Raw genomic sequence first — 17683 nt, 5'->3', positions numbered from 1 at the left:
TGGGACGACGAAATCGAATTCTAACGAATTACCGGTTTCTGTCCCACTCTCTTTTGTTTTTCTCCTTTCCTTAAGAGATTCCTATTTCCATAGAGTCTTTGCTTTATTTACAGCCGTAAAAATTGTATAATAGTCAAATAAGGTCAATGATGAGAAGGAACACTCCAAGGCCATTTTTTATGGGCCAAGAACAGAGCATCCATCTAGAAAAAAACAAGTCAGAAAGGAGCATCATGGCAAATAAGAACACATCTGATAGCATTGAAGCTTATATCAAGGCCTTGCTGGCTCAAGCTGGCATGGCAGAGCTCAAAAGAAGTGAGTTAGCCGATGTCTTTCAGGTCGTACCCAGTCAGATTAACTATGTTATCAAGACTCGCTTTACCGAGAGCCGAGGCTATATTGTAGAGAGCAAGCGCGGTGGTGGGGGCTATATCCGCATTGGCAAGGTCCAGTTTTCAGATCACCATCAGATGCTCCAAGACTTGGCAGCCAATATTGGAGAGACCATCAGCCAGCAGGTCTTCAATGATATCCTCCAGATGCTCTATGAAGAAAAATTATTGACACAACGTGAGACTCAGCTCTTGCTTGCGACGACCTCCGATGAGGTCCTAGGTCGAGATGCTCTCATCCTACGAGCAAGTATGCTGAAAAAAATCATTCAACAAGTAGATAGAAAAGGAAATACCGACTAGATGAACTATTCAACAGCACTGTTAGAAAGTATAGAAGCGGCCCAAATACTAGCAGGCCACTATCAGGGGCATACCTTAGATACTTGGCATCTCCTGACGGCTATGGCCAATAATCCCTATAGCGTGGCAGGTTCTGTACTTAACGATTATCCTATGCAGATCGATGAATTTCAGGATGCAGCGGAGCATATTACAGGCCAAGCTTTTCAAAGCGACAATCGGTATGAAATCTTCCCATTTTCTTATCGGATGGAAGCCATTATGAAGCACGCAAGAGAGATTGCCCAGGTCCTTCATGCCAAGACCTTGGGAACAGAGCATGTGCTCCTCTCTCTTCTAGCAGACCGTGGGACCTTGGCGAGCCAAGTCATGGAGTTTGCCGGCTTTGCCTTTACAGAGCAAGACAAGGGAGTCCCTATTGCCTCCCTTCGCAAGAATTTAGAAGACAAAGCAGGCTGGGACAAGAATGATATCAAAGCCATTCGGAGTCTCTATCGGGCCCAAAACCCCAACCGCCAAACCATGGGAAATATGATGGGCATGCCCCCAAGCACCAGTGGAGGTCTTGAAGATTATACCCGTGATTTGACAGAAATGGCGCGTGCAGGCCAGCTTGAGCCTGTGATTGGTCGGGATGTAGAGATTTCACGCATGATCCAAATCCTCAGCCGCAAGACGAAGAACAATCCTGTATTGGTGGGAGAAGCAGGGGTCGGAAAAACCGCCCTTGCATTAGGTCTGGCCCAGCGGGTCGCTAGTGGCAATGTTCCAGCTGAAATCGCGCAAATGCGTGTCCTGGAATTGGATCTCATGAATGTCGTTGCAGGGACGCGCTTCCGTGGGGACTTCGAAGAGCGGATGAACAATATCATCCAGGACATCGAAGAAGACGGTCACGTGATTCTATTTATCGATGAACTGCATACCATTATGGGGTCAGGATCCGGCATTGATTCGACCTTAGACGCAGCCAATATTCTAAAACCAGCCCTGGCACGGGGAACCTTGCGTACAGTTGGAGCAACGACTCAAGATGAGTACCAAAAACATATCGAAAAAGATGCAGCCCTCTCTCGGCGTTTTGCGAAAGTCACCATTGAAGAGCCAAGTGTTGCAGATAGCATCCAAATTCTCCAAGGCTTGAAAGAGACTTATCAGGACCACCATCATGTGACCATTACCGATGAAGCGATCGAAACAGCTGTCAAATATGCCCACCGCTATTTGACTAGTCGTCAATTGCCAGATTCAGCCATTGATCTCTTGGATGAAGCGGCAGCTACCGTACAAAACCGTGATTCCAACGGTCACGTAAAAGAAGAGTTGACCGCCTTGGATCGGGCCTTGATGGATGGCAAGTGGAAGAAAGCAGCCCAGCTCTTAGAAGTAGAGGCCGCTCCCATTGTCTACAAAAAAGAAGTCACTGACCAAGATGTCTTGGTGACCTTGAGCCAATTATCCGGTATTCCAACTCAAAAACTGACCCAAACCGATGCCAAGAAGTACCTAAACTTAGAAGCAGAATTGCATAAGCGCGTGATTGGTCAAGACCAAGCCGTTTCGAGTATCAGTCGGGCTATTCGACGCAATCAATCAGGTATCCGTAGCAATAAACGTCCGATCGGTTCTTTCATGTTCCTAGGACCTACCGGTGTCGGAAAAACAGAGCTAGCCAAAGCTTTGGCAGAAGTTCTGTTTGATGATGAATCGGCCCTCATCCGTTTTGATATGAGTGAGTACATGGAAAAATTCGCGGCCAGCCGCCTCAACGGAGCCCCTCCAGGCTATGTGGGCTACGAAGAAGGAGGCGAGTTGACCGAGAAAGTCCGCAACAAACCATATTCAGTTCTCTTATTTGATGAGGTGGAAAAAGCCCATCCAGATATTTTCAATGTCCTTTTGCAGGTCTTGGATGACGGAGTCTTAACCGATAGCAAAGGCCGGAAGATCGACTTCTCCAATACCATTATCATCATGACCTCAAACCTGGGAGCTACAGCCCTTCGGGATGATAAGACCGTTGGCTTTGGGGCTAAAGATATCCGCTTTGACCAAGCCAATATGGAAAAACGCATGTTTGAAGAGTTGAAGAAGACCTATCGTCCAGAGTTTATCAACCGGATTGATGAAAAGGTGGTCTTCCATAGCCTATCCAGCGAGGACATGCAACAGGTGGTGAAAGTCATGGTCAAACCGCTCATTGCGACCTTGGCAGAACAAGGTATAACCCTCAAATTCCAGCCTTCAGCGCTCAAGTTGCTAGCAACCAAAGGCTATGATCCAGAAATGGGAGCTCGCCCACTGCGTCGTGTCTTGCAGACCGAAGTGGAAGATCAGTTAGCAGAGCTATTGCTGAAAGGTCAAGCCCAAGAAGGACAAACGATCAAGGTTGGAACGACAGCCGGAACGATCAAGTTTGAGATTGTCTAGGAGGATGTCATGACGCTTCAGCGATTAACCCGTATTTCGCTTTTGGCGGCCCTTTGTGTCGCTCTACGTCAGGCTTTTGCCCCTTTCCCAAATGTCCAACCTATTTCTGCCATCTTTTTTCTCTTGGTGATATTTGAAGGGTATAGCTTTGCTTTTCTTGTGATGATGATCACCATGTTTGTCTCCGCCTTTTTCCTGGGGATGAGCTTGATTGTGTTCTTTCAGATTGTCGCCTTTGGCTGTTTAATGCTCATTTGGCGCATCAGTTACAAGTGGTTGCCCTTTGTCCTTCAGATCCTTTTTGTGGGCCTACTGTCCTTTGCTTATGGGGTCTTGATCGATAGTGTTTATGCCTTGATATACCATATTCCTTGGTGGACCTATGCTTTGGTCAATGGTTTTAGTTTTAACCTTGCCCATGCTCTGTCGACGATCATTTTCTATCCCATTATCTATCAAATCTTTAGGAGATTTTATGTTGAAAAAAACCATTTCTAGCTTGATGACCTTACTTGCAGCTCTTCTTTTAGCGAGTTGCGCTCCGTCTCATAGCACAAACAATCAAACAACTTCTTCTAGCACAGAAGTTGCCAAGAAAAACGAAATTTCGATTACAATTAGCGTGACGCCAGAAGGTCAAAAAGCGCAATTGAAAACCTTGAAAGTAGCAGAAGAGAGCAACCTTATGAAAGTGCTCAAAGCCAACTACAAGATTGAAGAAAAAAATGGCATGATCACCTCGATTGACGGTCACAGCCAAGACGAAGCCAAAGGGCTTTACTGGATGTACAAGATCAATGGCGAGATGGCTCCAAAAGGTGCTGCTGAAACCACCGTTAAAAAAGGGGACAAGATCGAATTCTATCAAGAAGTGTATAAATAATGAGGAGAGAGTGGGACAGAAATCGGTAATTCGTTAGAATTCGATTTCGTCGTCCCACCTCCGCACAGTTGAGTAGGGCTGTAAAAGCTGATGAAATCAGCGTAGTAGAGCCCACTCAACCACTGCGTCTTGCTCGACAATCCAAAAACAATTGAGAGGCTAGGACTTTTGTCCCAGCCTCTTTTTTGCTAAAGTTTAGGAACTTACCTAAAATTTCTTTCAAATTAGAAAAATATTTGAGAAACTATTGACAGCCTCATATAACAGTGTTACAATAATGTTACAAAATATTACAAATGTTACAAAAAAGAGGTTCTGTTATGAAAAACAAAAAAATCATTTCCCTAGCAGCCCTAGCTTTGACAGCTAGTCTTTTCCTAGGAGCTTGTGGTGGGAATAAAGAAGAAAAAACTTCAGAAGCAAGTAGTTCAAAGACCAGTCTGGTTAAACAAACCAGCTCTTCTTCTAAGAAAAAAGTGATCACTAGTAAAGATCCGATTGCCTCTTCATCCTCTGATAGCAAATCAGAAGAAAGTCATACCGTTGGTAGCAAAAATAACCAAGCAGCAGCTAGTCAAACACCTGCTCCAGCTAAAGAAGCGACACCAGCAGCACCCGTAACAAAAGAAACAAAAGAAGTAGCCACTCCAGCAACACCAGCGAAAGCAAAATTGCCAAGTCTTGAAGACGGTCATGCCCATGCTAAGAAGCAAGCTTCTGCTACGGAGAATGCCCAATACAAGGGAGTCTATTCTGTAGCAGCAGGAGATTTCTCTGCTGCAGCTGGGAATTGGTCTGACAAACGCGACACTGGAGTCACTATTGGCCAAGGTGGTCAAGTGACCATCCAACTTCCTGGGGGTCAACCCGTAGCCTATGGTATCAGCGCTTATAACTATACCTTGGATGATGGTCATTACCATGCTAATCTCTCAGCAGGCGATGGGTCTGCGGCGACTCTAGATATCGTAGTTGGAAAAGATGGCTCTGTATCTAGTGTGACGGTTCTGAAAGACGGTGTCAGCCACTCCCTCACTCGTGAATAAAATTCGAAAGATCTGAAAGGATAAGCTTCTCTTTTCAGATCTTTTTTTGTTGGTTTGAAGAAAAATATATTTTTTTATAAAAAACTATTGACAGATGGAAAATATAGTTTATAATAAAAACATAAAGAAAATCTATTTATAAAAAATTATAAAAAGGAGTTCATATGAAAAAAGAAAGAATTGCCCTGGTTTTTGGAACCTTTGCGCCTCTTCATCAAGGGCATATTGACCTGATCCAGCGGGCCAAGCGTCAGTGTGATCGCGTTCGTGTCATTGTATCAGGTTATGAAGGGGATCGTGGCGAAGAAGTGGGATTGACCTTACAAAAACGCTTCCGTTATATCCGCGAAGCCTTCTCTAATGATGAATTGACTCAAATCTATAAGCTAGATGAGACAGAACTTCCTCGTTATCCCTTGGGCTGGGAGCCTTGGTTACAGACAGCCCTAAACACCATCCAGTATCAAACAGAGACAGAAGAGTTGATCTTTTATGTAGGGGAGAAAGCCTACAAGGAAGAGTTGGAAGCTAGAGGGTTTGAAGTTCACTTAGAAGAGCGTCGCTTCGGGATCTCTGCTACCATGATCCGGGAAAATCCCAGCAAATACTGGAAATACATTGCCCAGCCCTTCCGTCGCCAGTTCACGAAAAAAGTCTTGATCATGGGGAGCGCCAGCAACGGGAAAACGACCCTTGCAAAGGACTTGGCTCGCTTTTACGATGCACCTGTTAGTCTTGAGTATGCCCGTGAATACCAGATCAAGAACAATGTGCGGGATGATGAACTCACGCCAAAAGATTACTATTACCTCCTCTTAGGACAGTATGATCAAACCTCTAAGCTCATCGATAGTAGTGCCAATCGAGGCCTTGTCATCGCAGATACCAATTCCCTGGTGACCAAGGGTTATTACGACTACTATATGGAAGTCGAAGGCCAAGATACCAGCATGACCGATACCTTCGACAACCTCTTTGTCAGTATTCTCTCCAAAGAAAAATGGGATTTGATCCTTTTTGTACAGCCGATCGGCTCTTATGTCAATGATGGTTTCCGAGATATGACCATGGCTGACGAAGAGATCCGCACCAGCTTTTCAAATTACCTAGACCAATTGCGCCAGCAATACCTAGGAAACATTCCGACCACTTTCCTCGCATCAGACTACCTCGGCAACTACGAAGAAGCCAAGAAGGTGATCGATGCCATTTACCAAGCCGACTAAGGAGCAGCTTATGAAAAACCTATCTGAAAAATTCACAACCTTTATCCAAGACTTTAAAAATGTTCACCAAGAAGCGAAAAAACAAGGCTTTGTCAATATTATGAAACTCCTGTGGAAGGACCTTTTTGTAGGACGCACAGCCTTTCAATGGATCTATCTCCTTCTTCTTTCCAGCGTTCCCTTCTTCTTAGAATGGACCAATCGTACAGGTCAGCATGATTGGCTGGGACTGTTTGCCTCTTGGACGGGCATTGTCTGTGTTATCCTGGTTGCCGAAGGGCGTGCTAGTAACTACCTCTTTGGAGCAGTGAATTCCGCGATCTACCTCGTTTTAGCCCTCAATAAAAACTTCTACGGAGAAGTTCTGACAACTCTTTATTTCTTCATCATGCAACCGATCGGCCTTTATGTTTGGCTCTCTAATCGGATCAATGATCAAGGTAAGGTCGAAGAATCTCACTTTGAAGCCAAGAAATTGAACTTGATTGAGTGGATGCGCTACTTGGCCTTGTGTGCTGTGATTTGGATCGGTATGGGTTTTGCGTATCAGAGCATCCATAGCGCTCGCCCTTTCCGTGATAGTATCACCGATGCGACCAATGGGGTTGGCCAGCTCCTAATGACCCGCCTATACCGGGAGCAATGGATCTTCTGGATTGCAACCAACGTCTTTAGTATCTATCTCTGGTGGGATCAGAGTCTTCACATTCAAGGGATGTACTGGGTTTACACGCTCAATAGTTTAGTGGGCTGGTACCAATGGACCAAAGCCCTCAAGAAGGAGGTGGCTTAGATGGCAAGTCTCTCAATTCCAGCAGGAATGACGGAGAAAGAGTATTTTGAGACGGTCGCTAGTGAAGCAGACTTTCTCAAGTGGTACAAGGAGCAAGATCTGCCAACTTATGAAACTCCAAGTGTCACAGCGGACATGGTGGCTTACTGTTTTGTTGATGGACAGCTCAAGCTCTTAGCCATTCGCCGCAAGGCCCACCCTTATCAACACCGCCTCGCCTTGGTGGGGGGCTTTGTGAACAAGGATGAAGATGCGACTCATGCCTGTATCCGAGAAGTCAAAGAAGAAGTCGGGCTCGATCTGCCAGTGAATAAGGTGGAACAGCTCATGACAGTTTCCACCCCTGGGCGGGACCCCAGAGGCTGGGTCATTACCATCGCTCATCTGGTCTATCTGCCAGCAGAAGCAGTAGACTTAGCCCATGCAGGTGACGATGCCAAGGAAGTCATTTTTCTCGATGTCGATTTCAAAAAATCCCAGTGTTTGCTTGATGGAGAACCCTTAGCTGCTTCTGATTTTGCCTTTGACCACTACCAGATTATTCAAGAATCGATCAAGCGGATTCAGGGGCGTCTGGATTGGAATCCAACCTTCCTCTATCTGTTAGAGGAGCCTTTCACCGTTTATGAAGCAACCGAATTGGTCAATCTGATCAATCCTGGACGTCCCATCGTTAGCAATAACTTCCTCGTAAAATTCGGAGAATTCGTGGAAGAAGTGGGTGTCAAGCGAGTACCTAAGAAAAAACCACGCAAGACCTATCGCCTAAAACAGTAAATCGAGCAGGGTTCTTTCAGGAAATCTCTCCAGTTACTATTAGTAGCTGGAGGGATTTTTTTGTTCTAGTAAGAAATATTTAAAAATATGTCAAAAATAGTTGACATTTTATGTTCATAATACTATACTATAGTCAAATATATACGACATTCATTTAATAGGAGGAAACATGAACCATGTGAAAGAATTCCGCAAGGAATTGGGCATGTCTCAACTCGAACTTGCTAAGGATATCGGTGTCTCGAGGCAAACCATCAATATGATTGAAAACGACAAGTACAATCCGACTCTGGAACTCTGTCTCAATCTCGCTCGTAGCCTCCAAACGGACCTCAACAGTCTTTTTTGGGAAGATGATTTTTAACAAAAGGAGAAAAAAATGGAAAAAGAAACCTTTACTGAAAAACTGATTAAACGCACATATGGCATTTCTGGACCACTTGATGAACACAAACGACGCGAGGCGGATCGCATTGGAAATAAAGTCTTTATGGTCCTCTTTTACCTGATGATATTTGGCAATCTTATTCCCTTTATCCTTGCTTATAAATATCCCCAAGTTGTCGCTTTTGGTTATCCAATCATTATCTTTCTGGTTTCTATGGTTTGTGCTATCTATGTTAGCACTCAAACTAAAAAAACAGGTATTACTGCTATCGATCCTGATATGTTGAGCCAAAAAGAAAGCAAACAGCTACGCTATCCTGGCATTAAAGCTGGTCTGCTCTATGGAGTTTTGATGTTCTTTGGAATACCACTTCTCAATGTCTTAACGGATAATAGCAAAAACTTTTTCACCTCTCTTTTCAATCTAGGTCATTTTATATCAATCCTTTTCGCAGCTTTCTTCTTCGGATTGGTGATGCAAATTATCGTCTGGCTTCGCATTCGAAAAGCCAAGGAAGATCAGGACGACGATTAGGAGGAAGCTTATGAAATCATTACAAACTTTAATTTTCAGTCATATTTTAGTTAGCATCTTTGTTACCTTTTTCCTAGTCTATGGCCAAGTTACGCGTCCTTTTCTGATCATTTTCCTTTTAGTTCTTCCAGTCTTGAATAAGGGACAAAGATTTCAGAAAATCACATCAAAAAAAATACGCTTCTTGAACGCATCTCTCTGCTTTATCCTCGTATCTCTCCCACAACTGATAACGAATTCTATGGATTGGAGATATCTCCTATTTCTAACCATCTGTATTATTTTTAGTCTCATTTATATCTATACTCTCTATCAACTCTTTAAAGAAGGCAAACAATGTTTTTAAGAGGTCACTACCATGAAAAAAGAAAACAGGACAACTGAATTATTTTGAACTTTCTTTCAGGAATCACGAAGGTTATTAATATGATTCTCTTAGCACTATACAGTGATAGGGAAATTCTAATTATCTAGAATCATAGTCCTGACGTAAACCACTTGTTTGATGAGTGGTTATGATTGATTTTCAATACTCAGCTCTGGTGCAAAGTGGTATAATAAAAAATAATTGAAATCAAAAGAGACAAGACTATGGAAGAAAAAATAATTTTACCACAAAATACACGACTGATGGGGGCTCTGCTTGGTTTTATCGGAGGAGGCCTCGATGTCTTTTGCCACATGCACTACCGGAGTTTGGTCGCGACTCAAACTGGGAACCTCCTGCTTCTCATCGCTGATTGGCACGATCCCCGTGTCGAAAATACCATCATGCGTTTTTCATCTATTTTGTTTTTCTCGATCGGCTTTGTGGTTGCTCTCCATATCAAAGAGTATCGCAAGACAGCCTTTTGGCGGACCAAGATGTTGATTCCTTTGTTTGTGGTGACGCTTCTGATTCCCTTGGTGTCTGTCATACCACCTGTAGAAGTTCCCTTTATTGCTTTTGGAACAGGGATGATGATGTTGACCTTTACAGGAAGCTTGATTGAAAACCACCCTTATGTGATCTTTATGACTTCTGGTAATTACCGCAAGATGCTGACGGCCTTGTACCGAATCACTCGAGGAAAGGGAGATTTGGACGAGTATCGGCGTCAGGCTATGAATTACGGAATCGTTGTTGGAAGCTTTGTTGCAGGAGCGATTAGTGTAGCCATCCTCATGTATTTCATTCACCAATGGGCCATCTGGCTGATCACAGCCAACCTCTTTTTGATCATGACTTACTACACCGCCAGAGTCAAACAACTCGGCCTGCAAACAGATAATCTATAAAAAGAGACTGGGACAAAAGTCCTAGCCTCTCAATTATTTTTAGGTTGTCGAGCAAGACGCAGTGGTTGAGTGGGCTCTACTACGCTGATTTCATCAGCTTTTACAGCCCTACTCAACTGTGCAGAGGTGGGACGACGAAATCGAATTCTAACGAATTACCGATTTCTGTCCCACTCTCTGCTTTTTGTGTTTCTATGCTTTTAATTGTAAGAGTTCTTCAATCTCTGCTAGGGTGCTAGCTTGCGAGATGGCGCCACGGAGTTTGGCTGCACCTGAGGTACCACGGAGGTAGTGAGGGGCGAGACCACGGAATTCGCGAACGGCAATGTGCTCACCCTTGAGATTGATCAAGCGCTTCAAGTGCTCATAAGCAATCTTCATCTTGTCTTCAAAGGTCAAATCAGGCAGGATTTCTCCTGTTTCAAAGTAGTGATTGATTTGGTTGAAGAGGTAAGGATTGCCCATGGCTGCACGGCCGATCATGACCGCGTCGGCACCGACTTCTTCAATCCGTTGTTTGGCGTCTTGCACCGTCCGGATGTCCCCATTAGCAATAAATGGAATCTTGGTCAGAACTTGTGCAACCTTGTGAAGGGTCTCAAGATCCGCATGCCCCGTATACATTTGCTCCCGAGTTCGCCCATGCATGGCAAGGGCAGAGACACCCGCAGCTTCGGCAGCGAGGGCGTTCTCAACTGCTAGGGAAGGATCCGACCAACCCGTCCGCATTTTAACAGTGAGGGGGATATCGAGGACGGATTGAACCTTATTGATGATGGAGTAGATCTTGTCTGGGTCCTTGAGCCACATCGCACCAGCCTCGTTCTTGACGATTTTATTCACCGGGCAACCCATGTTGATATCGACGATATCGGTCTTGGTATTTTCTTGGATAAATTCAGCTGCGCGTGCCAGGCTATCTTCGTCACTTCCAAAGAGTTGGATCGATACAGGGTTTTCTCCTTCATCGATATGGAGCATGTGAAGCGTCTTTTCATTGTTGTACTGGATTCCCTTGTCAGAGACCATTTCCATCACAACGAGCCCTGCCCCCAGTTCTTTGGCAATGGTCCGGAAAGCTGAGTTGGTCACTCCGGCCATTGGGGCTAGGACGGTACGGTTAGGGATTTCGACATCCCCGATCATAAATGGCGTATTAAGATTTGTCACGAATGAGTTCCTCCAAGTCATTTTCGTCAAAGTGGTAGTGTGTTTGGCAGAATTGGCAGGTAATCTCTGCACCGTGATCTTCATCTTTCATCTCTTCTAGATCACTAGCTGGCAGACTTGCTAAAGCGTTCAAAAAGCGCTCACGGCTGCAGTCGCACTGGAAGCGAAGTTCTTCTTCAGAGAGGCGTTTGAAAGGTTCATCCCCATAGATAGCGGCAAGAAGAGCTTCAATATGGTCTTCAGATTCCAAAAGTGTGGAGATGGCAGGCATTTCTTGGATGCGTTTTTCAAAGCGCGCGATTTCTTCTTCCTTGGCATTTGGCAAGACCTGGAGCAAGAAGCCACCCGCCACTTTAACCTTATCTTCGTCATCCAACAGAACATTGAGTCCAACTGCAGATGGTGTTTGTTGGCTTTCTGTCAGATAAAAGGCCAGGTCTTCTCCGATTTCACCGGTTACAAGAGGGGTCATGGAGTTATAAGGATTTCCCGTACCATAATCTGTGATGACCAAGAATTCTCCGTTTCCGACAAATGGTCCGACCAGAACTTCACCGGTCGCGGTTTTCTTGATATCCACTCCAGGATTCTGCACGTAGCCTTTCACATTTCCCTTGGTATCTGCCACGGTGATGATAGCTCCGAGTGAGCTAGTCCCAAGGACTTTGACCGTAATTTTAGTTTCTCCTTTCTCGTTTGCCGCCAAGATTTGGCTGGCAATGAGGGTACGGCCAAGTGCGACCGTGGAGCTAGCTTGTGTATGATGTTTTTCTTGGGCTGTTCGTACAGTTTCTGTACTGTCTAGTACATAAGCACGAAAAGCACCACTTTCTGAGATAGTTTTAATAATTTTGTCCATACCTACTATTTTAGCACAAATCAAGCAAAGTGGGGACAAGGAGAATTCCGAAAATCAGTCGTTTCAGAAGAAGGACGAGAAGAAAAGAAAATTCCGAACGTTATTTCTAGAAAGAAGCAATTTCCAAGTAAAAGACGAGTTTCATAGAGAAGTTGGTTTAAAAAGAAAGGAGAAAAATAAACGATAGCCGAGTGGATCTTGAAAAAACATTAAAAATTGCTTATAATAGAGTGTAAGACAAACTTGCAGGTGAGACTCCTGCCCTTAGTTTGAAGAAAGGCATAGATAGGCAACTATCTATGGTATATGAAAAAGAATTATGACATCAGTTGTTGTAGTAGGAACCCAATGGGGTGATGAAGGAAAAGGGAAGATTACAGACTTCCTATCAGCCAATGCAGAAGTCATTGCTCGCTATCAAGGTGGGGACAATGCCGGGCACACCATCGTAATCGACGGCAAAAAGTTCAAGTTGCACTTGATTCCTTCTGGTATCTTCTTCCCTGAAAAGATCTCTGTCATCGGAAACGGCGTGGTGGTCAACCCTAAATCATTGGTCAAAGAGTTGGCTTATCTTCATGAAGAAGGTGTGACAACGGACAGTTTGCGCATTTCAGACCGTGCCCATGTCATCCTTCCTTACCATATCGAATTGGACCGTCTCCAAGAAGAGTCTAAAGGCGACAACAAAATCGGAACGACCATCAAAGGGATTGGACCAGCCTACATGGACAAGGCTGCGCGTGTGGGAATCCGGATCGCGGACCTTTTGGACCGCGACGTCTTTGCGGAACGTCTTCGTATCAACTTGGAAGAAAAGAACCGTCAATTTACCAAACTCTATGATGCAGAGGCTCTGTCATTTGACGATATCTTCGAAGAATACTATGAATATGGTCAACAAATCAAGCAATATGTAACCGATACTTCTGTTATCTTGAACGATGCTTTGGATAACGGCAAGCGCGTGCTCTTTGAAGGAGCCCAAGGGGTTATGTTGGATATCGACCAAGGAACCTATCCATTTGTAACCTCTTCAAACCCAGTCGCAGGTGGGGTGACCATCGGATCAGGTGTCGGCCCAAGCAAGATCGACAAGGTTGTCGGTGTATGTAAAGCCTATACCAGCCGTGTTGGTGATGGCCCATTCCCTACGGAACTCTTCGATGAAGTGGGTGATCGGATCCGTGAAGTCGGCCATGAGTATGGGACAACAACCGGTCGTCCTCGTCGTGTTGGTTGGTTTGACTCAGTTGTCATGCGCCATAGCCGTCGCGTGTCAGGAATTACCAACCTTAGCTTGAACTCGATCGACGTTCTGTCCGGCTTGGATACAGTGAAAATCTGTGTAGCCTACGACTTGGATGGGGAACGCATCGACCACTACCCAGCAAGCTTGGAGCAACTCAAACGTTGCAAACCAATCTATGAAGAATTACCAGGCTGGTCAGAAGACATCACAGGTGTCCGCCACTTGGATGAGCTTCCAGAAAATGCCCGCAACTATGTCCGCCGTGTCGGTGAATTAGTTGGTGTGCGCATTTCAACCTTCTCAGTCGGACCAGATCGTGACCAAACCAATATCCTTGAAAGTGTGTGGTCTAGTTTATAAGCAAATGAAGATAAGAGAGTGGGACAGAAATCGGTCATTCGTTAGAATTCGATTTCGTCGTCCCACCTCCGCACAGTTGAGTAGGGCTGTAAAAGCTGATGAAATCAGCGTAGTAGAGCCCACTCAACCACTGCGTCTTGCTCGACAATCCAAAAACAATTGAGAGGCTAGGACTTTTGTCCCAGCCTCTTTTTGAAAGCAGAAAGAGGAAAAAATGTATCAAACGATTTTATTTGACCTAGACGGCACCTTGACCAATTCAGAACTAGGGATTACCAACTCGGTGGCCTATGCCTTAGGAAAATATGGGATTCAAGTGCCAGACAAGAAAGCATTGAGAGTTTTCATTGGTCCGCCCTTGCAGGAGTCTTTTGAGCGCTTTTATGGATTTTCTAAGGAAGAATGTTTAAAGGCCATTGACTACTATCATGAGTATTTTTCCGAAAAAGGCATTTATGAAAATGAGGTCTATCTAGGCGTTCCTGACTTGCTGGCTTCTCTCAAGCAGGCTGGCAAACAGTTGATTGTAGCTACGTCAAAGCCTGAAGAATTTTCCATTCAAATTCTCAAACACTTTGGTTTGTATGATTATTTTGACTTTGTCGCTGGTGCGACCATGGATAGAAAACGTAGTAAAAAAAGCGATGTTATCCAGTATGCCTTGGAGCAAAATGGGATTACAGATTTGGCGCATACCATCATGATTGGAGACAGGGAGCACGATGTGCTTGGCGCTCAAGCGCAAAAGCTTGATTCTATCGGTGTCCTTTATGGCTTTGGAAGCAGGGAAGAATTGGAAGAAGCCGGCGCCACCTATATTGCTCAAGAAGTTGGCGAAATTGCAGCTTTTATAGGATAACCTTTTCCAAAATATTAAAAGTTGGAACTTTTCTAATCTGCTGAATATTGCTTGATTTAATATTTCTATCGGTGTACACTTACTGCAGGTTAAGTCACACAGATTAAGAGGTGATAATATGAATTTGTCACGATATATATTAAAATATAGTACTGATGATGGTACGTTGTATTTTAATACTAAAACCAATCATTCATTTTTTCTTACGAATGAATTGAATAGAGTAGTCGACAGCAATGATGTGATTAGGAAAGAGTTTCATGCTTATCTTGATAAAAATAAATATTTAAGTGAGGGTGAGTATGAGGTCGAAAAGTATCTATCTAAAATAAGCGATACAGATGCTGAATTATTGGAACTAACAATTTTGACACATGGAGATTGTAATTTTCGGTGAAGGTTAAAGTGAATAACAAATTCGATGACAAAATGAATGCTAAACCTAGAGTATTTAACTATAATTGTGATTGTAAATAATCACGATTTTAAATAAATTTAGAGAAGAGGGTTGTGCTAGCCCTCTATTTTGATGGATGATAATTATGAGAAATATTTATAAGTACATTGATAAGAAGTATCTTTTTCCTATTTTTTTAGGGCGTATTGTGAATAGTGGTTTGGTGTTGGCGCAACCTCTGATTTTAACGAAGGCCTTGAAGTTAGATCAAGACGGCCTTTCTTATGGAAAAATTCTCAATTTTGTTTTATTTGGTTTGTCTGTCTATCTTGTTATTTATAGTCTGATGCTGTTTTCAAACTATTCGCACAATATATTCCGAAGAGAAATCAACAAAAGTGTCCGTGCCCTTTTATTTAAGAAAGTCATATTGAATCCTAAATTTTCCAATGATGAAAAAGTTAGTCTGCTAACTCAAGATATGGAATATGTGGGCGATAATTATTTGGAAAATATAAATGTTATGGTGAGTTGGGGATTTGTCGCCCTTGTTACAGCCATTTATATTGTTTCACAAAATTTTCTCTTAGGACTTATTTTTGTCATTTTTACGATTATGAGACCTATTCCTCAGTTCATCATGAATCGTCGTTTACAAGATTCGGGAGACAGCTGGTCCAAGCTTAGAACGAAATTACATGGGCTTGTCTCGGATAGTATGCAAGGCAGCCAAACCTTACGGATTAATCAGGCCATGAGGCTGAATGAAGAGCGCGTGAATGATTTAAACGGAGAATATCAAAAAGCCATCCAAAGATTTTGTTTCACACATAATATTATTTTTTTCTTTAATGGATTTATGGTCTTTTTTAGTCAGGTTGTTCCTCTTGCTTTAGGCTTTTATTTGAGTTTACAGGGAAATTCTATTTCTATTACAAGCCTCATCTCTATGTATGTTGCTGCGGGGATGCTGGTAGAACCGATCCAAACTCTGATGTACAGTGCAGCCAATCTCCAAGGTGCCTTGCCGACTGCGAACCGCCTGTTTAAGATTATCGAGGAAGAACCTGATTTCGAAGAGACAAAGGATCAATTTGTTGAAAATCTCGAATCGTTGTGCTTAAATCATATTTCAAAAAGTTTTGCTGAACGTCAGCTTTTTTCTGATTTGACGGCGACGATTTCAGTAGGTCAGAAGGTCTTAATCAAAGGACCGAGCGGGTCTGGAAAGACGACTCTTTTTCGCTTGATTTTAGGAGAAGAAGTATGTGATGAGGGTGACATTTTCGTTCAGTATGATGGAAATCAAATAACGAGTCATTTCCAAGGGAATATCGGTTTAATTAGCCAGCATCCCTTCCTGTTTAACGATACTATCCGCTATAATCTAACTTTTGGTCAGCCTTTTCAGGACCATGAATTATTGGAGGTATTGGACCGAGTTGGCTTAATAGATGAATTTCAGGATATTTTGAATGTAGAAATTCATAATAATGGTGAAAACATTTCAGGAGGTCAGCGTGTCAGATTAGAGTTGGCTCGTTTTCTCTTACGCGAGAAGGATATTTTATTAGCGGACGAAGTGACATCAGCTTTGGACGAAAAAAATAGTCGTCTGGTTAGAGACCTAATCTTTTCTTTGCCGATCACGGTACTAGAAATAGCCCATCATATTGATGAAGAAGAGCGCTATGACCAAATCCTTGAGTTACGTAAAGGATGAGCGATGCCACAATAGTTGGTTCTGCGACAAAGCGGATAGTAGTAAGCCAGCAATTTGTCAGATATTTTTGAGATTCTAAGTGGTGATATTTCCAAAATCATCAATACTCAGAGAACTTAAGCTTTATTTAAGATAGGCCAGCTATACTAGAAGCATAAACAAAGACCTCCTAACTTTGTTTAAACCTCCTAAACTTTTTCATAATAATCTCCCATAAGAGTCGCCCAATCGGCGGCTTTTTTTGTGAGTCGTAAGCTGCCTATGGTATAATGAACAAAGAAACTAAAAGGAAGAAGGAAGAGATGGACTACACGATAGAGGAAAAAGCGATGTTTATGAGGGAAGCCCTGAAGGAGGCGGAGATTGCCCTCGCCAATGATGAAATACCGATTGGCTGTGTCTTGGTCAAGGATGGTCAGATTATCGGGCGTGGACATAATGCGCGTGAGGAGCTGCAGCGGGCGGTCATGCATGCGGAAATCATGGCGATCGAGGAGGCCAATCAGCGTGAAAATAGCTGGCGCCTGCTGGATACGACGCTTTTTGTCACGATTGAGCCCTGTGTCATGTGTAGTGGTGCCATTGGTCTAGCTCGGATTCCCCAGGTGATTTACGGGGCGACCAATCAGAAGTTCGGTGGAGCAGGTAGTCTCTACGACATTTTGGCAGATGAACGCCTCAATCACCGAGTCGAAGTAGAAACAGGAATCTTGGAAGCAGAATGTGCAGCCATCATGCAGACCTTCTTCCGCCAAGGTCGGGAACGAAAAAAACAAGCCAAGCTCGCAGCCAAGGCCGAAACACAAGAATAAAAACCGGACCTTTGCAAATCGAACAAATTATGATATAATACCTATCGGAGCAACAGTTCTGCGTGAAGCGGGTCAGGGGAGGAATCCAGCAGCCCTAAGCGAAGTGAACTGTGTGCTCTTTTTCTATAGCTCTTAGTGAGGTAAGCCTGTAAGGCGCAACCGAACTTAGAGATATTGATCCTGAGGAGCGAAGCGACG

General features: G+C 43.7%; 19 protein-coding genes and 1 other RNA gene. 18 read left to right on the top strand and 2 right to left on the bottom strand.

Annotated features, from left to right (window positions below):
* Positions 1–233: 233 nt before the first annotated feature.
* From HMPREF2893_RS08715 to HMPREF2893_RS08660, 12 genes are all read left to right on the top strand, one after another.
* Entirely contained in the window at positions 234–698 is a 465-nt protein-coding gene (locus HMPREF2893_RS08715; RefSeq protein WP_003009029.1) for a CtsR family transcriptional regulator, read from the top strand.
* A complete protein-coding gene (locus tag HMPREF2893_RS08710; RefSeq protein WP_070675812.1) occupies positions 699–3128 on the top strand; it encodes an ATP-dependent Clp protease ATP-binding subunit in 2430 nt (809 codons plus the stop codon).
* Positions 3129–3137: 9 nt separating this feature from the next.
* The gene (locus HMPREF2893_RS08705; protein ID WP_003002175.1) at positions 3138–3626 is read left to right on the top strand and encodes a hypothetical protein; all 489 of its coding nucleotides are present in this window, start codon (positions 3138–3140) and stop codon (positions 3624–3626) included.
* The gene (locus HMPREF2893_RS08700) at positions 3604–4011 is read left to right on the top strand and encodes a DUF4430 domain-containing protein (RefSeq protein ID WP_070675810.1); all 408 of its coding nucleotides are present in this window, start codon (positions 3604–3606) and stop codon (positions 4009–4011) included. The genes HMPREF2893_RS08705 and HMPREF2893_RS08700 overlap by 23 nt, the downstream gene beginning before the upstream one ends.
* A gap of 320 nt (positions 4012–4331) precedes the next feature.
* On the top strand, positions 4332–5057 hold the full coding sequence (locus HMPREF2893_RS08695) for a hypothetical protein (protein WP_070675808.1): 726 nt from the start codon (positions 4332–4334) through the stop codon (positions 5055–5057).
* Between the two features lie 164 nt (positions 5058–5221).
* Positions 5222–6283, top strand: coding sequence for an AAA family ATPase (locus tag HMPREF2893_RS08690; RefSeq protein WP_070675806.1), 1062 nt, complete (start codon positions 5222–5224; stop codon positions 6281–6283).
* Positions 6284–6293: 10 nt separating this feature from the next.
* On the top strand, positions 6294–7076 hold the full coding sequence (gene pnuC / locus HMPREF2893_RS08685) for a nicotinamide riboside transporter PnuC (RefSeq protein ID WP_070675804.1): 783 nt from the start codon (positions 6294–6296) through the stop codon (positions 7074–7076).
* The gene (locus HMPREF2893_RS08680) at positions 7077–7853 is read left to right on the top strand and encodes an NUDIX domain-containing protein (protein ID WP_049482770.1); all 777 of its coding nucleotides are present in this window, start codon (positions 7077–7079) and stop codon (positions 7851–7853) included.
* A 169-nt stretch (positions 7854–8022) separates the two neighbouring features.
* Positions 8023–8217: a helix-turn-helix transcriptional regulator gene (locus tag HMPREF2893_RS08675; protein WP_049482768.1), complete on the top strand. Its 195-nt coding sequence runs from the start codon at positions 8023–8025 to the stop codon at positions 8215–8217.
* A gap of 15 nt (positions 8218–8232) precedes the next feature.
* Positions 8233–8775, top strand: coding sequence for a DUF6773 family protein (locus tag HMPREF2893_RS08670; RefSeq protein WP_049482766.1), 543 nt, complete (start codon positions 8233–8235; stop codon positions 8773–8775).
* A gap of 10 nt (positions 8776–8785) precedes the next feature.
* On the top strand, positions 8786–9121 hold the full coding sequence (locus HMPREF2893_RS11230) for a hypothetical protein (RefSeq protein ID WP_045759986.1): 336 nt from the start codon (positions 8786–8788) through the stop codon (positions 9119–9121).
* 245 nt (positions 9122–9366) lie between these two features.
* A complete protein-coding gene (locus HMPREF2893_RS08660) occupies positions 9367–10053 on the top strand; it encodes a YoaK family protein (protein ID WP_070675802.1) in 687 nt (228 codons plus the stop codon).
* Between the two features lie 192 nt (positions 10054–10245).
* On the opposite strand, the gene dusB is transcribed toward HMPREF2893_RS08660, so the two are convergent.
* The gene (gene dusB / locus HMPREF2893_RS08655; protein ID WP_070675800.1) at positions 10246–11223 is read right to left on the bottom strand and encodes a tRNA dihydrouridine synthase DusB; all 978 of its coding nucleotides are present in this window, start codon (positions 11221–11223) and stop codon (positions 10246–10248) included.
* Positions 11210–12082: an Hsp33 family molecular chaperone HslO gene (gene hslO / locus HMPREF2893_RS08650; RefSeq protein ID WP_070675798.1), complete on the bottom strand. Its 873-nt coding sequence runs from the start codon at positions 12080–12082 to the stop codon at positions 11210–11212. The genes dusB and hslO overlap by 14 nt, the downstream gene beginning before the upstream one ends.
* Before the next feature lie 319 nt (positions 12083–12401).
* On the opposite strand from hslO, the gene HMPREF2893_RS08640 reads away from it, so the two are divergent.
* The 6 genes from HMPREF2893_RS08640 to ffs all read left to right on the top strand — a co-directional run bounded on the left by HMPREF2893_RS08640 (position 12402) and on the right by ffs (position 17619).
* On the top strand, positions 12402–13694 hold the full coding sequence (locus HMPREF2893_RS08640) for an adenylosuccinate synthase (protein ID WP_003014816.1): 1293 nt from the start codon (positions 12402–12404) through the stop codon (positions 13692–13694).
* A gap of 214 nt (positions 13695–13908) precedes the next feature.
* Positions 13909–14553, top strand: coding sequence for an HAD family hydrolase (locus tag HMPREF2893_RS08635; protein WP_070675796.1), 645 nt, complete (start codon positions 13909–13911; stop codon positions 14551–14553).
* Positions 14554–14671: 118 nt separating this feature from the next.
* On the top strand, positions 14672–14950 hold the full coding sequence (locus HMPREF2893_RS08630) for a hypothetical protein (RefSeq protein ID WP_003009004.1): 279 nt from the start codon (positions 14672–14674) through the stop codon (positions 14948–14950).
* 145 nt (positions 14951–15095) lie between these two features.
* A complete protein-coding gene (locus HMPREF2893_RS08625) occupies positions 15096–16673 on the top strand; it encodes an ATP-binding cassette domain-containing protein (RefSeq protein ID WP_070675794.1) in 1578 nt (525 codons plus the stop codon).
* A gap of 302 nt (positions 16674–16975) precedes the next feature.
* Positions 16976–17485 (top strand): tRNA adenosine(34) deaminase TadA, encoded by a 510-nt coding sequence (gene tadA / locus HMPREF2893_RS08620; protein ID WP_003016809.1) that lies wholly within the window; start codon positions 16976–16978, stop codon positions 17483–17485.
* A gap of 39 nt (positions 17486–17524) precedes the next feature.
* Positions 17525–17619: signal recognition particle sRNA small type (gene ffs, locus HMPREF2893_RS08615), an RNA gene on the top strand.
* Positions 17620–17683: the final 64 nt, after the last annotated feature.

This window comes from Streptococcus sp. HMSC072C09 (assembly GCF_001813105.1).
In the GTDB taxonomy this organism is placed as follows: Bacteria; Bacillota; Bacilli; order Lactobacillales; family Streptococcaceae; genus Streptococcus.
This window is presented reverse-complemented; position numbering and strand designations above follow the sequence as displayed.

Bases quoted from the DNA above. Each gene is read 5' to 3' on its own strand.
- HMPREF2893_RS08715 (WP_003009029.1), top strand. From the start codon at position 234: ATGGCAAATAAGAACACATCTGATAGCATTGAAGCTTATATCAAGGCC.
- HMPREF2893_RS08710 (WP_070675812.1), top strand. From the start codon at position 699: ATGAACTATTCAACAGCACTGTTAGAAAGTATAGAAGCGGCCCAAATA.
- HMPREF2893_RS08705 (WP_003002175.1), top strand. From the start codon at position 3,138: ATGACGCTTCAGCGATTAACCCGTATTTCGCTTTTGGCGGCCCTTTGT.
- HMPREF2893_RS08700 (WP_070675810.1), top strand. From the start codon at position 3,604: ATGTTGAAAAAAACCATTTCTAGCTTGATGACCTTACTTGCAGCTCTT.
- HMPREF2893_RS08695 (WP_070675808.1), top strand. From the start codon at position 4,332: ATGAAAAACAAAAAAATCATTTCCCTAGCAGCCCTAGCTTTGACAGCT.
- HMPREF2893_RS08690 (WP_070675806.1), top strand. From the start codon at position 5,222: ATGAAAAAAGAAAGAATTGCCCTGGTTTTTGGAACCTTTGCGCCTCTT.
- pnuC (WP_070675804.1), top strand. From the start codon at position 6,294: ATGAAAAACCTATCTGAAAAATTCACAACCTTTATCCAAGACTTTAAA.
- HMPREF2893_RS08680 (WP_049482770.1), top strand. From the start codon at position 7,077: ATGGCAAGTCTCTCAATTCCAGCAGGAATGACGGAGAAAGAGTATTTT.
- HMPREF2893_RS08675 (WP_049482768.1), top strand. From the start codon at position 8,023: ATGAACCATGTGAAAGAATTCCGCAAGGAATTGGGCATGTCTCAACTC.
- HMPREF2893_RS08670 (WP_049482766.1), top strand. From the start codon at position 8,233: ATGGAAAAAGAAACCTTTACTGAAAAACTGATTAAACGCACATATGGC.
- HMPREF2893_RS11230 (WP_045759986.1), top strand. From the start codon at position 8,786: ATGAAATCATTACAAACTTTAATTTTCAGTCATATTTTAGTTAGCATC.
- HMPREF2893_RS08660 (WP_070675802.1), top strand. From the start codon at position 9,367: ATGGAAGAAAAAATAATTTTACCACAAAATACACGACTGATGGGGGCT.
- hslO (WP_070675798.1), bottom strand. From the start codon at position 12,082: ATGGACAAAATTATTAAAACTATCTCAGAAAGTGGTGCTTTTCGTGCT.
- HMPREF2893_RS08640 (WP_003014816.1), top strand. From the start codon at position 12,402: ATGACATCAGTTGTTGTAGTAGGAACCCAATGGGGTGATGAAGGAAAA.
- HMPREF2893_RS08635 (WP_070675796.1), top strand. From the start codon at position 13,909: ATGTATCAAACGATTTTATTTGACCTAGACGGCACCTTGACCAATTCA.
- HMPREF2893_RS08630 (WP_003009004.1), top strand. From the start codon at position 14,672: ATGAATTTGTCACGATATATATTAAAATATAGTACTGATGATGGTACG.
- HMPREF2893_RS08625 (WP_070675794.1), top strand. From the start codon at position 15,096: ATGAGAAATATTTATAAGTACATTGATAAGAAGTATCTTTTTCCTATT.
- tadA (WP_003016809.1), top strand. From the start codon at position 16,976: ATGGACTACACGATAGAGGAAAAAGCGATGTTTATGAGGGAAGCCCTG.